Source organism: Streptomyces sp. NPDC050161, assembly GCF_044460025.1.
Taxonomy (GTDB): Bacteria; Actinomycetota; Actinomycetes; order Streptomycetales; family Streptomycetaceae; genus Streptomyces.
Genome location: NZ_JBITJM010000009.1, coordinates 227,678 through 240,567 on the forward strand (window position 1 = coordinate 227,678; position 12,890 = coordinate 240,567).

The 12,890-nt window shown below is 71.9% G+C and carries 11 protein-coding genes; 8 read left to right on the forward strand and 3 right to left on the reverse strand.

The window, feature by feature from the left end; all coding sequences use genetic code 11:
- Positions 1 to 16: 16 nt before the first annotated feature.
- Genes ACIBK8_RS17900 through ACIBK8_RS17910 form a run of 3 tightly spaced genes read right to left on the reverse strand, consistent with a single transcriptional unit; the run spans position 17 to position 3,545 of the window.
- Positions 17 to 1,222 carry an acyltransferase family protein gene (locus tag ACIBK8_RS17900; protein WP_399042789.1) on the reverse strand — a complete coding sequence of 402 codons (1,206 nt, stop codon included), beginning with the start codon at positions 1,220 to 1,222 and terminating at the stop codon, positions 17 to 19.
- On the reverse strand, positions 1,219 to 2,568 hold the full coding sequence (locus ACIBK8_RS17905) for an alpha-2,8-polysialyltransferase family protein (protein ID WP_399042790.1): 1,350 nt from the start codon (positions 2,566 to 2,568) through the stop codon (positions 1,219 to 1,221). The genes ACIBK8_RS17900 and ACIBK8_RS17905 overlap by 4 nt, the downstream gene beginning before the upstream one ends.
- Entirely contained in the window at positions 2,568 to 3,545 is a 978-nt protein-coding gene (locus tag ACIBK8_RS17910; protein ID WP_399042791.1) for a glycosyltransferase family 2 protein, read from the reverse strand. The genes ACIBK8_RS17905 and ACIBK8_RS17910 overlap by 1 nt, the downstream gene beginning before the upstream one ends.
- Positions 3,546 to 3,732: 187 nt before the next feature.
- Here ACIBK8_RS17910 and ACIBK8_RS17915 point away from each other — a divergent pair, with 187 nt between their 5' ends.
- From ACIBK8_RS17915 to ACIBK8_RS17950, 8 genes are all read left to right on the forward strand, one after another.
- On the forward strand, positions 3,733 to 5,085 hold the full coding sequence (locus ACIBK8_RS17915; protein WP_399042792.1) for a DUF6716 putative glycosyltransferase: 1,353 nt from the start codon (positions 3,733 to 3,735) through the stop codon (positions 5,083 to 5,085).
- Positions 5,086 to 5,138: 53 nt separating this feature from the next.
- Positions 5,139 to 6,449, forward strand: a complete 1,311-nt coding sequence (locus tag ACIBK8_RS17920; protein WP_399042793.1) for a cytidylyltransferase domain-containing protein — start codon at positions 5,139 to 5,141, stop codon at positions 6,447 to 6,449.
- 80 nt (positions 6,450 to 6,529) lie between these two features.
- A complete protein-coding gene (locus ACIBK8_RS17925; protein WP_399042794.1) occupies positions 6,530 to 7,462 on the forward strand; it encodes an N-acetylneuraminate synthase family protein in 933 nt (310 codons plus the stop codon).
- Positions 7,463 to 7,589: 127 nt separating this feature from the next.
- Entirely contained in the window at positions 7,590 to 8,684 is a 1,095-nt protein-coding gene (locus ACIBK8_RS17930; RefSeq protein WP_399042837.1) for a hypothetical protein, read from the forward strand.
- 168 nt (positions 8,685 to 8,852) lie between these two features.
- Positions 8,853 to 10,100, forward strand: a complete 1,248-nt coding sequence (locus ACIBK8_RS17935) for an amidohydrolase (RefSeq protein ID WP_399042838.1) — start codon at positions 8,853 to 8,855, stop codon at positions 10,098 to 10,100.
- A 262-nt stretch (positions 10,101 to 10,362) separates the two neighbouring features.
- Positions 10,363 to 11,229, forward strand: a complete 867-nt coding sequence (locus tag ACIBK8_RS17940; protein ID WP_399042795.1) for an oxaloacetate decarboxylase — start codon at positions 10,363 to 10,365, stop codon at positions 11,227 to 11,229.
- A complete protein-coding gene (locus ACIBK8_RS17945) occupies positions 11,226 to 11,573 on the forward strand; it encodes a hypothetical protein (protein ID WP_399042797.1) in 348 nt (115 codons plus the stop codon). Before ACIBK8_RS17940 ends, ACIBK8_RS17945 begins: the two co-directional genes overlap by 4 nt.
- Before the next feature lie 225 nt (positions 11,574 to 11,798).
- On the forward strand, positions 11,799 to 12,830 hold the full coding sequence (locus ACIBK8_RS17950; RefSeq protein WP_399042798.1) for a BMP family protein: 1,032 nt from the start codon (positions 11,799 to 11,801) through the stop codon (positions 12,828 to 12,830).
- Positions 12,831 to 12,890 lie beyond the last annotated feature (60 nt).

Genomic DNA, 12,890 nt, shown 5'->3' on the forward strand with positions numbered 1-12,890 from the left:
GCGCCCCGGACGCCGGTCAGCGGCGCGGGTCGACGGCCCGCTTCAGCACGGGGGTCAGCGGGCGCTCCACCCAGCGGTGCAGCAGCCACGCGAGCGCCAGCATCGAGGCGACCGTCAGGAGGAACGTCGCGTACGACGGCAGCCCCGCGCCGACGTGCAGCGCGTGGACGACGACCCAGCCCAGATGCTCGTGCACGAGATAGAACGGGTAGGTCAGCGCGCCCGCGACGGTCAGCCAGCGCCAGTTCGCCCAGTGCAGCTTGCCCAGCGCGACGGCGGCGACCAGCGCGAAGCCGACGGTGACGACCGCGATGATGCCGGTCGCCGAACGGTAGGAGAAGCCGCCGGCGGACGCCGGGTGCCACAGTCCCGCGACCGCGTAGTGCTGCCCGATCAGCCAGCTGACCAGCACGATCGACCAGGCGATCGGGTCGCGGGCGCCGTAGCGGTGCAGCAGGTAGAGGCCGACGCCGCCGATGAAGAACGGCGCGTATTCCGGCATCAGCACGACGTCGAGGAACGGCTGGTGGGCGGCCTGCGCGAGCGCGGCGGCCAGCGTCCAGCCGGCGCAGAAGAGAACGACGCGGGTGCGGGTGGCGCCGGGCAGCACCACGCAGAGGGCGAACAGCGCGTAGAACCGCATCTCGGCCCAGAGCGTCCAGCACACCCCGAGCACCCGGTGGACACCCAACGGCATTTGCAGCATCGTCAGGTTCGTCAGCACGTCACCGGGCGGCAGCGCCTTGTACGCCACCCACGGCAGCGCGAAGACGAAGGTGACCAGGAGGACGGCGACCCAGTACGCCGGGTAGAGCCGCGAGACGCGGGAGGCGATGAAGGCCCGCAGATGTCGCAGACCGGGCGAAGCCCGGCCCGATGAAGGGTGGCGGTGGGCGACGGGTGGGGCCCAGCCGCTGAGGCAGATGACGAAGCCGCTGATCACGAAGAAGATCTGCACGCCCAGGCAGCCGTACGCCAACAGGCCGGAAGCGGTGGGGAATTGGTGCGCGGGCGAGCTGCCCCAGGCCGCCGCTATCTCGCCGTCCCGGCCGCCGTAGTGGTACCCGGCGACCATCAGCGCGGCCAGCAGCCGCAGCCCGTCCAGCGCCCGCAGCCGGGACGGACCCCGGGGTGTGGACGGTATGCCGGACGGCGCGGCCCCTGCGGGGGCGCCCGCCGCTTCCGGGGCCGCGGGCGCCGCGGCCGTCAGCTGACCGGTCATCCGAACGCGGCCCGCTTCTTCAGGCGCCGCTGCACGGCCCGCGCGCGGCGCGCCACCCGGCGGACGGCGGCATTGCGCGGCAGGAACGACAGCTGCGAGGGGATCGCGCCCGGCAGTGCCAGCGCGGTGAGCCTGCGGCGCTTGAAGTAGCGCCAGGTGTGCTGGTTGAGATGGGCCGTCAGATACCGCTCGGCTGCCGGGCGCAGATCGGGGTAGATCTGGTGCTGCATGGCGTAGCCGACGGCCTGCACCAGGCCGGTCGGCGGCGCGGTGGCCGGGCGGGCGCCACCGTCACCGTCGCTGAGGTCGGGCACCAGCGCGTCCACGATCGTCACCGGCACGCGGTTGCTGTTCTGGTACGGCGTGAGCCGCTCCAGCAGCAGTCCGGTGCCGGTCCGCGCGGTCGGCAGGCCGTAGAAGGCGGACGCGGTCAGCAGCGCGGTGGAGAAACAGCCGACGACCAGCGCGGGCCGCATCCGCGCGTAGAGCACCTCGGCGAGCACCGGCTCGTCCAGGACGGTCAGCGTCACGTCCAGCTTGGCCGCCTCCCGTTCGATGAGGCGCGACCAGCGGGCCGGCGCCGAGGGATGCGGCTTGAAGACCACCTCGCGGTGGCCGCGCGCCACGGCGCCGCGCACCATCCGCACATGCAGGTCCTCCTCCTCCTGCGGCGTGAGGATGCCCAGCGCGGAGAGGTACTGCCCCAGGAGCAGCGCGCCGCCCTCCGGTACGTCCAACTCGCCGCTGGCCGCGCCGATTTCGGTGAGCACTTCGGTGAACGCGTCGGTCGGCACGGTGTGCGCCCGCACGCCGAACTCGGTGAGCAGCAGCGGGCTCAGGCCCGGCACCAGATCCAGGTGCAGCAGCCGGCCGATGCGGGTGCCGACGAGCGGATCCAGCTTGTTGCGGGTCGGGCCGTAGCTCATCAGGCCGTCCGCGTAGACGTCGATCGGCGCGTCGGGGAACAGCTGGGCGACCGCGAGGGCGGGGTTGACCTGGATGGACTCGACGACCAGCTCGACGCGGTCGTCGCCCAGGCCCCACAACAGCCGCAGATACCGCTCCCACAGCGGGACGTCGTCGGCGCGCGGCGACCAGCCGCCGGGGTGGAACGGGCTGATCGTCTCGTTCCACGAAAGGACACGGTCGAACCGGCCGCGCAGCGGCTCGAAGCCCGGCATGGCGTCCACCGCGGAGGCGGTCTCGGGAGTCGTGGCGTTGTTGCAGACCAGCAGCAGCCTGCGGTCGGCCGGGGCGAAGGCGTCGCTGTCCAGGGCAGCGGCGAGGGTCGCCGCGCCGTACAGGGTGGACGCCAGGAAGATCTGGGTCAGGGGGCGGCCGGGCATCAGGCGGCGACCCCCGTGGCGACGGGCCTGCGGCGCAGCCGCCGCAGCCGGGACGCACGCTGCACATCCATCGATTCCAAGGCTTCCTTCAATACGTCCTGCGGCATGCGTTTCATGGCCGCGGCGCTCATGTCGCGCAAAGTGCGGGCGACCTGCGGTTCGAAGCGTTCGATCGAACCGAGGTGGTGGGAAATGATCGCGCAATACGTACGGACCGCCTTCGGCAGCAATTCCGCCGCGTCACGGTCCCGTGCGGTCTCCTCGATTACTTGATCGAATGCGCGGATGAAGTCCAATTGCCGCACATCCCCGATCTGGGTCAGCGAGGACGCCACCCCGCGCCGGTAGAAGACGCCGAGCAGCCCGACCACTGCCATGGACGACGCCTCGCGGTGCAGCCGCCAGATCCACGGGCGGTCCTCCGCGGTGCGCAGCCCGTCCCGGAAATGCAGCACGCCGTCGTCGAGCAGCCTGCGGTGGTACATACCGGCCCAGGCGTAGGCGTAGTCGACGGACGTGGAGCGGTCGGCCGGCAGGATCAGCGCCCGCGGGTCCATGACCACCCCGCGCCTGCCGTGCGGGACGCGGTGCACGGTGCGGGTGCGCCCGGTGCACTGGACGTGGTCGGTGCGCACGAAGTCGCAACCCAACTCCTCTATGACTCCCAGGAGTTCGGCGAAGTAGCCGGGCGCGAGCCAGTCGTCGCCGTCGAGGAAGGTGAGGTACTCGCCGCGGGCCGCGTCCAGCCCGGTGTTGCGCGCGGTGGCGAGGCCGCCGTTCTTCTCGTGCCGCAGCAGCCTGGCGCCCGGCAGCTCACGCTCGGCGCGTTCGAGGATCTGCGGCGTCTCGTCGCGCGAGCAGTCGTCGACGAGCAGGAATTCGAAGTCGTCGCGGGCATTGGCCGCGAGGCTTTTCAGGGTGTCGGGCGCATATGTCTGCACGTTGTAGAACGGCACGATGACGGAGAGCTTAACCACCCGGGTGACGTTAGGTGCGCCGCCGCCATTCGTCTTTACAGGAGGTGAACTTCACGGTGAACGAAGAATGGCGGGATGGTTAACCAGGCCATTTCCGGGGCCGGTTCGCCATTCGGCGGCCCGCTGTTAACCCTTTGTTGCGTCCCAGTTGGCCCGCCGAGCCCCGTGCCTTCCTAGCGTCATCGACGTGCCATCACGTACCACTTCTACGCCGCGAGTTGCCGTACTCGCCGACTCGGACACCCGGTGGAAATGGGGCGCTTTGACAGCGTACCGAATCCAGCCAGGTGCCCGGCTCGACGGCTACCTCCTGCGCGGCCGAGCCACTCCCACGGTCCGCCAGCTCGACGAGGTCGGCGCCCGTGCGGAGCAGCTGCGCGAAATCCGCGGCGTCGACTTCCTCGACCTGATGAGGGACGACGCCATATCCGACGCGCCCTACGACGTCGTCGTGCTGGCCTGCGTCGGCGGTGCGGTCCAGGCGATGCTGCACGGCCTCGCCCACGCCTGGGAGAACGCCGCCGCCCGCCGCCCCGTCGTGGTCACCGGCTACGTCGGCGTGGTCTACGAAAAGCTCACCGACGGGCTGCTGCTGCGGCACGGCGCGGACGTCGTACTCGCCAACTCCCGGCACGACGCGGACCGCTTCCGCGACGTCTACCGCGGCGTCGGCGCCGACCCGGGCAGCGTCGTCGAATGCGCCCTGCCCTTCCTCGGCGGCGCGCCCTACACCGGCGCCCCCGACGGCAAGGACCGCCCCTACACCGTGGTGTTCGCCGCCCAGCCCTCCGTACCCGACAGCCGCGCGGACCGTACATACCTGCTGCGCAGAGCCGTCGAGCACGCCCGCAGGCACCCCGACCGCGAGGTGCTGATCAAGCTCCGCAGCAAGCCGGGCGAGCACACCACGCACATCGAGGAACTGCCGTACCAGAAGCTCGCCGCCAGGGCGCCCGGCGGGCTGCCCGCCAACTGCCGCCTGGTGTACGGCAACATGGGCGAGGTCCTGGACCGCACCGACCTGATGGTCACGGTCAGCTCCACCGCCGCGCTGGAATCCCTGCACCGCGGCATCCCCACCGCCGTCCTCACCGACCTCGGCGTCCGCGAAGTGCTCGGCAACCACCACTTCACCGGCTCCGGCTGCCTCGCCTCCTGGGACGAACTCGACGCCGGACACCGGCCCGAGCCCGACCCCTCCTGGCTGGCCGGGCAGGGCGTCGCGGCCGACGGCGGATACGAGCGGGCCTTCGACGCGGCCCGCGACCGGGTCACCGCGCTGCGCACCGCGGGACCGCTGCCGCCGATCACCCCGTACTACACACCGCGCACCGCCCCCGGCTACCTCCCCGGCATCCTCGCCCGGCACGGCATCGACCCGCAGGGCGCCCCGCTCGCCGGATACCGGGCCGACGGCCCGCAGGCCCCCGGCGGCCTGCGCAAGGTCGCCCGCGACACGGTCCGCGAAGCCGCCCGCGGCGCCTACCGCCACGGCGTGCAGCGCGTCGCCCCCGCCATCCGCCGCTGGGGGCAGCTCTGAGCACCCCGCCCGCCCGCACCCGCAGCCCGCACCGCCCCCGGAAGGAGCCCGACATGCCGCACAGCCCGCAGAGCAGCCAGGCGACCGTCGTCGCCGTCATCCCCGCCCGCGGCGGATCCAAGGGCGTACCCGCCAAGAACCTCGCGGCCGTCGGCGGCGTACCCCTCGTCGCCCGCGCGGTCCGCGCCTGCCGCGCCGCCCGCCTGGTCACCGATGTCGTCGTCTCCACCGACGACAGCGCCATCGAGGCCGCGGCCCGCGGCGCGGGAGCCGTCGTCGTCCGCCGCCCCGGCGAGATCGCAGGCGACACCGCCACCAGCGAGGCCGCGGTCCTGCACGCCATGGACGCCTACGAAGCCGAACACGGCACCCGGATCGACACCGTCCTCCTCGTCCAGTGCACCAGCCCCTTCCTCACCGGCGATGACATCGACGGCGTCGCCGCCGCGATCGTCGAACAGGGCGCGGACAGCGCGCTGACCGTCGCCCCCTTCCACGGCTTCGTCTGGCGGGACGCCGACGCGGTGGCCGAAGCGGTGGACGCGCTGGAGCCGGCCGGCGGGCGCAGCGGGTCCTTCGGCGCCGGATCCATACCGTCCCAGCAGGCCACCGCCACCGCCACGGCCGTCGCCACGTCCGGCGGCTACGGCGTCAACCACGACTCGTCCTTCCGGCCGCGCCGCCAGGACCGCCCCCAGGACCTCCTGGAGACCGGTGCCGCCTACGGCATGGCAGCCGCCGGATTCCGCACCGCGCGCCACCGCTTCTTCGGCCGCACCGAACTCGTCCGCACCGACCCGGCCCGCGTCCTGGAGATCGACGACCCGCACGACCTGGCCCGCGCCCGCGCCCTGGCACCGCTGCTCGACGCGCAGCTGCCGGGCGCGCTCCCCAGCGCCGACGACATCGACGCGGTCGTCCTCGACTTCGACGGCACCCAGACCGACGACCGGGTGCTGATCGACGCCGAGGGACGGGAGTTCGTCTCCGTGCACCGCGGTGACGGGCTCGGCATCGCCGCGCTGCGCAAGGCCGAACTGAAGCTGCTGATCCTGTCGTCGGAGCAGAACCCGGTCGTCGCCGCCCGCGCCCGCAAGCTGCGGATCCCGGTCCTGCACGGCATCGACCGCAAGGACCTGGCACTCAAGCAGTGGTGCGAGGAGTCAGGAGTCGCCCCCGAGCGGGTGCTCTACGTCGGCAACGACGTCAACGACCTGCCCTGCTTCGACCTCGTCGGCTGGCCGGTCGCGGTCGCCGGGGCACACGACGTGGTCCGCGGCGCGGCCCGCGCGGTCACCGCGACCCCGGGCGGCAGCGGAGCGATCCGCGAGATCGCCTCCTGGCTGCTCGGCCCGTCCCTCTGACCCACCCGCAACACCCGGGCCCACCGGCCCGCTTCACGCCCCTTACCCACGCCTGACCCATCCCTTAAGGAATCCTCCCCATGAGCAGCACCTCCCGCATCCGCACCCTCGGCAACCGCGAGGCCGGCCCCGGCCGCCCCGTCTACGTCACCGGCGAGATCGGCATCAACCACAACGGCGACCTGGAGAACGCGTTCGCGCTGATCGACGCCGCCGCCGAAGCCGGCTGCGACGCCGTGAAGTTCCAGAAGCGGACCCCGGAGATCTGCACCCCGCGCGACCAGTGGGACATCGAGCGCGACACCCCCTGGGGCCGGATGACCTACATCGACTACCGCCACCGCGTCGAGTTCGACGAGGACGGCTACCGCGCCATCGACGAGTACTGCAAGAAGCGCAACATCGCCTGGTTCGCCTCCCCGTGGGACGTCGAGTCCGTCGCCTTCCTGGAGAAGTTCGACGTGCCCTGCTACAAGGTCGCCTCCGCCTCCCTCACCGACGACGAGCTGCTGCGCGCGATGCGCGCCACCGGCCGCACCGTCATCCTCTCCACCGGCATGTCCACCCCCAAGCAGATCCGGCACGCCGTCGAGGTCCTGGGCAGCGACAACATCCTGCTCTGCCACGCCACCAGCACCTACCCGGCCAAGGCCGAAGAGCTGAACCTCCGCATGATCAACACCCTTCAGGACGAGTACCCGAACGTCCCGATCGGCTACAGCGGCCACGAGACCGGCCTCCAGACCACCCTCGCCGCGGTCGCCCTCGGCGCCACCTTCGTCGAGCGCCACATCACCCTCGACCGCGCCATGTGGGGCTCCGACCAGGCCGCGTCCGTCGAGCCGCAGGGCCTGACCCGCCTGGTCCGCGACATCCGCACCATCGAGGAGTCGCTCGGCGACGGCGTCAAGAAGGTCTACGAGAGCGAGCTGGGCCCGATGAAGAAGCTGCGCCGGGTGGGCGGCGTGGTCGCCGAAGCGGAGGCCGCCGACCGCGCCCCGGCCTCGGTCTGACCAGCGGGAAGGACGGCGGGAGAAGACTGTGAGCGCATCCGAAGGGGCCTGCGCCACGCCGCCCGACGGCGAAGCGGCGGCCCCGCCCCAGGAGACCGCGGACACTCCCGCCCACGGTCTCCTGGGGGTGCCCCGACAGCGCAGGAGACCCGGAACCGGCGACCCGGAACCGGAACCCGGCGGCGGCACCCTCGCCTTCGTCGAGAGCCCCGTCCAGCTCCTCAACGTCCTGGAATGGGCACACACCCAGCAGGCCGCCCAGGTCACCGTCGTCGTCCTCGCGCCGTACGACCCCATGACCCGCGGCCAGCTCCGGCGGATGGCCGAACTCGCCCGCGAAGAGGGCCACACCGTGCGCTGGGAAGAGGCACGCGGCGGCGCGAGCGCCCCGCTGCGCACCATCGGCGGCCTCACCCCGCTGCTGCGCCGCGCCCGGCGCGTCGTCATCGGCGACCCCTTCTCGCGCTACGTCCAGCTGCTGCTCACCCTCACCCGCGCCCGGGACCTGGTGGTGGTCGACGACGGCACCGCCACCATGGAGTTCATCGCCCAACTGGCGCGCGGCGAACGGCTGGTGCGCTGGCACCGGCACGGCAGCGGACGCGGCGTGCGCGACCTGCTCTTCGCACCGTTCTCGGCCACCGCACGCCGACGGCTCACCCCGCCGCCCGAAGGCGGCCGGCGCGCCGTCGGCGTGTTCAGCTCGATGCCGGTCGAACCGCCGCCAGGTGTCCGCGTCACCGCCAACGAATTCGCCTGGACCCGGGGCCGGTTCGGCCCGCCCCGGCTCACCCGCGCCGCCGACATCGTCGGCACCTCGCTCGTCGAGACGGGCGTCGTGGACACCGAGCGCTACCTGAAGGCGGTCGCCGCCCTGGCCCGCGCGCACGGCGCCACCCGCTACTTCGCGCACCGCAGGGAGCACACCGACAAACTGCACCGGCTCGCGACCGAGACCGGCCTGGAAGTGGTACGCCCCGACCTGCCCCTGGAGTTGATCGCCCGCCGCGGCCCCATCGGGGCGCTGATCCTCAGCTTCCCCTCCACCGTCGTGCACACCCTGCCGCTCGCGCTGCTCGGCACCGGCGTGCGGGTCGCGGTCTGCGACGTGGATCCGGCATGGCTGACGAGCAACGCGTCGCCGCGGGCCCAGGGCTTCCTCGACGGGGTCACCGGCACCGCGCGTGACGTGCAGCGACTGCCTCCGGGCCAGGGTGTGTGACGGGAGCCGCGGAGCCCCGAATCCGCCGAATGAAGCGGTAAGTGATACCCCTCGGACGGATGGCTCATGCGCCGGGCGGCCCAGATTTTCTCCCCTATGGGGCTGAACTTTTGTTGATCTAGGGCCAGTTGCCCCGGCCGGGCCCGTAACCTTCCCCGCGTGAACCAACTGAAGTCCCGCGCTGCCGATACCGACGACGTCCCCGCGAAGGAGTTGTTCCCCGGCGTCCTGCCCGACCCGCTGCGCGGCGAACTCATCGCCTTCCGCCGCGACTTGCACATGCACCCCGAGCTGGGGAACCAGGAATTCCGGACCACCGCGGCGATCAAGGACCGCCTGGAGCAGGCCGGTCTGCGGCCCCGCGTCCTGGACATCGGCACCGGCCTGGTGTGTGACATCGGCACCGCCCCCGGCAGCCTCGCCGCCGACCCCGGGGCCCGCCCCGTACTGGCCCTGCGTGCGGACATCGACGCGCTGCCCATCCCGGACACCAAGACCGTCTCCTACCGCTCCACGGTCACCGACCGCGCGCACGCCTGCGGCCACGACGTGCACACCACCGTCGTGCTCGGCGCCGGCCTGGTACTCGCAGGTCTCGCCCGCGAAGGGCTGCTGCCCCGCCCGGTCCGGCTGATCTTCCAGCCCGCCGAGGAAGTCCTGCCGGGCGGCGCGTCGGACGCCATCGAGTCCGGCGTGCTGGACGGCGTCGGCCGCATCCTGGCCGTGCACTGCGACCCGCGGGTGGACGCCGGACGGATCGGCCTGCGCACCGGCCCCATCACCTCGGCCTGCGACCGCCTGGAGGTCGCCGTCGACGGTCCTGGCGGCCACACCGCACGCCCGCACCTGACCACGGACCTGGTCACCGCCGCCGCCCGGATCGCCGTCGACGTCCCGGCCCTGGTCGCCCGCCGCGTCGACGCACGTTCGGGACTCGCCGTCACCTGGGGCCGGCTGGACGCGGGCCACGCCTGCAACGTCATCCCGCAGCACGCCGAACTGTCGGGAACGGTGCGCTGCCTGGACCTGGACGCCTGGCGCCGGGCCCCCGACCTCCTGCACGCCGCCATCGACGAGACCGCGGCGCTGCACGGCGCGAAGTCCCAGATCACCTACATCCGCGGGGTGCCGCCGGTGGTCAACGAAGCCGGTTCGGCCCAGTTGCTGCACGACGCGATGGCCGCCCGCCGCGGCCCGGCCGCCATCGAGGACACCGAACAGTCGCTGGGCGGCGAGGACTTCTCCTGGTACCTCGAACACGTACCGGGCGCGATGGCCAGGCTCGGCGTACGGCCGCCCGGCGACCCCGCGCGGCTCGATCTGCACCGCGGCGACTTCGACGTGGACGAGCAGGCGATCCAGGTGGGTGTGGAGCTGTTCACGGCGGCGGCGCTGCTGGACGCGGCGCGCGGCTAGGGCGTTTCCCGGCCGGGGCGGCGCTCTGTCGCGCGCCCCGGCCTTTCATCCGACCGGCTCAGCCAAGGTCATGCCATCGCATGGATGAAGTAAAGGGAAACCCATGGCGTGTTAAAGCGATTCGGGCGGGCCATCGTATAGATATGCCTCTGGCCCGTTCTTCATGCGAGCGGGCTGTCCGCGGCGCCGGGACAAAACAGCGCGCCTATCAGCGTGCCCGTACGCCGGGCCGTGCCCCGCCCGTTCCATGAGGAGCAACACCATGCGTTATGGACAAGCACTGCGTAACGAGATCGCGTCCGAGGGGACGACGCCCCTCATCGGCGTCTACGACATGTACTCGGCATCCGTCGCCGCCGCCCACTACAACGGATTCTTCGTGTCCGGCTTCGGCTTCGCCGCGTCGTACTACGGACTCCCCGACATCGGATTCATCGCCTGGCCCGACATGGTGGCCTTCGTGGAACGCCTGCGCGGCGCCTTCCCCCGCCACCACCTGCTGGTCGACATCGACGACGGCTACGTCGACCCCGAGGTCGCCTGCCACGTCGTGCGGCGCCTGGAGCGGATCGGGGCGACCGGCGTCATCCTGGAGGACCAGAAGCGCCCCCGCCGATGCGGGCACGCCGACGGCAAGATGGTGCTGCCGCTCGACGAGTACCTGGAGAAGCTCGACCTCGTACTGGCCAGCCGCAGCGACCTGCTGGTCGTGGCGCGTACCGACGCCACCGAGGAGGCCGACATCCTGCGCCGGGCGGCGGCGCTGGCCGAGACCGAGGCGGACGTGGTGCTCGTCGACGGCGTGCGCAGCGTCGACTGGATCCGCCGCATCCGCAAGGTCGTCGGCGACAAGCCGCTGCTGTTCAACCAGATCGCCGGCGGGAAGTCCCCGCGCCTCTCGCTGACCGAGCTGACCGAGCTGGGTGTCGACGTGGCCATTTACAGCACCCCCTGCCTGTTCGCCGCGCACCGCGCGATGGAGACGGCCATGGCGGAGCTGAAGTTCGCCGACGGCAGGCTGCCGGCCGCCGGGGCGGACGGCGGCGACATCGGCGTCAAGGAGGCGACGGACCTGCTGGCCAGGAACATCGGGCGGCAGCACCCGCAGCGACAGACCGTCCTGGCATGACGGACGGAGCCGGGCCGCGGCACGCCCGCCCGCGGCCCCGGCACCTGAAGCGTCTGGTGGGCGGGACCACCGTCGCCGTCGCCGTGGCCGGGGACCTGCTCGGCGCCGGGGCGCTGACCGCCGAGGCCGCGGTCCCCAGCTCCCTGATCGTGATCGACAACTCCCACGCGGATTCCTGGCTGGAGATCGACCGGGCCTTCAACCTCCAGCTGGGCGGCGGAGTCACCGGCAGTGACCTCGACGGCGGGGGGACGCACCTCACGCACACGCTGCTGTCCCCGCTGACCCGCGGCGACCAGGGCAACCACGGCGAACTGGACACGGCGGAGAACGAGGAGGAGTGACCGGGTGACCCGGCGGCCCTTCCCGCCCGGTGTGACCTGACGACCCCGATGGGGCGGTGGCGCAAGCCCCGCCCCATCGCGCGTGCCGGGCGCGTGCGCCCGCGCCGCCCCTTCACGACGAATCGATAACGGCCGCGTCGTGGAGGGTTTTGCGCCATGTCTACGCGCGTTAATCTCCCGCTAAGCCGGCGCCACCGAAGGTGCCGGGAGCGAAGGGAAGGCCCCGTGCGCCGGGTCACCAGGATTGCCGCCGCGGCCAGTGCCACCGCGGTTCTCGCGCTCACCGCCACCGCGTGCGGACAGAGTTTCGCCGAGGCCAACCGCGCCAAGCACGCCGGTGTCGGGCTCGCCTTCGACATCGGAGGCCGGGACGACCACTCGTTCAACGAGGCGGCTGCGCGTGGTACGGAGAACGCCAGGAAGGCGCTCGGCGTCAAGGTCAAGATGCTGACGGCCAAGAACGGCGAGACCGAGGCCGACCGCGAGCAGCGGCTGACGTCCTTCGCCGAGGCCGGCTACAACCCGGTCATAGGTGTCGGCTTCGCCTACAGCCAGTCCGTGCAGAACGTCGCCAAGGACTTCCCCGCCACCACGTTCGGCGTGGTCGACGCGGTGCCGACGGGCAAGAACGTCGACGCGATGGTCTTCGCCGAGCACGAGGGCTCCTATCTGGCCGGTGTCGCCGCCGCGTTGAAGAGCAAGACGCACCGGGTCGGCTTCATCGGCGGCGTCAACAACGCGCTGATCCAGAAGTTCCAGGCCGGCTTCGAGCAGGGGGTGCGGGCCACGGACCCGAAGGCCAAGATCACCTCGCAGTACCTGTACCCGAACAACGACAAGGGCTTCAACGACCCGGCCGCCGCGAAGGCCAAGGCGTCCGGCATGCTCGACAGCGGGATCGACGTGATCTACTCCGCGGCCGGGCAGTCGGGCGCCGGATCCATCGAGGCGATCAGCAAGCGCAAGGGCGCCTGGGCGATCGGCGTGGACTCCGACCAGTACCGCCAGGCGGGCCTGGCGAAGTACCGGAACTGCATCCTCACCTCCGTGGTCAAGAACGTCGACGTCGCGGTCTACGACCTGATCAAGAGCGTCGAACACGGCAAGCCGCTCACCGGAGTGCACAGCTACGACGTGCGCAGGAACGGCGTCACACTCGCCACGTCGGGCGGCTTCATCAAGGACATCCAGCCGCAGATCGACGCGGCCAGGAAGCAGATCGTCGAGGGCAAGGTGAAGGTCAAGGAGACGCCCTAGATGAGTGAGCCCGAAGTCATCTAGCCCGGGAAACGGGCGGCACGGCGGCGGCCCCCGAGG